Source organism: Oleiphilus sp. HI0086 (assembly GCF_001635225.1).
Genome location: NZ_LWFZ01000382.1, coordinates 1 through 571, shown reverse-complemented (window position 1 = coordinate 571; position 571 = coordinate 1). Strand labels below are relative to the sequence as shown.

General features: G+C 47.8%; 1 protein-coding gene. It reads left to right on the top strand.

Annotated features, from left to right (window positions below; translation table 11 throughout):
* Positions 1–571, top strand: a 571-nt coding sequence (locus tag A3756_RS04800; protein WP_156490275.1) for a glycine--tRNA ligase subunit alpha, incomplete at both ends; no start/stop codon positions are given.

Here is a 571-nt window from a genome sequence, read left to right as displayed (position 1 = left end):
CGTTTGCAGCATTACTATCAATTCCAGGTGGTGATGAAGCCTTCACCCTTGAATATTCAGGAACTCTATCTTGAATCATTAGCGGCGATGGGTATTGATACCACTGTCCACGATATTCGATTTGTAGAGGATAACTGGGAATCTCCTACACTAGGCGCCTGGGGTTTGGGTTGGGAAGTCTGGTTGAATGGTATGGAGGTAACTCAGTTCACCTACTTCCAACAGGTTGGCGGGCTCGAATGTTACCCGGTAACCGGTGAAATTACCTACGGTTTGGAACGTATCGCGATGTACCTTCAGGGTGTGGATAGCGTTTATGACTTAATCTGGGCGCATGGGCCAGATGGTGATGTGACCTATGGCGATGTTTTCCACCAGAACGAAGTGGAAATGTCGACTTACAACTTTGAGCACGCCAATACTGATGCGCTTTTTGCACAGTTTGATACCTGTGAAGCTGAAAGTCAGAAGATGATTGACCAGGGTTTGCCATTACCAGCGTATGAGTTGGTGCTTAAGGCTTCCCACACATTTAACATGCTGGATGCCCGCCATGCGATCTCGGTCACTG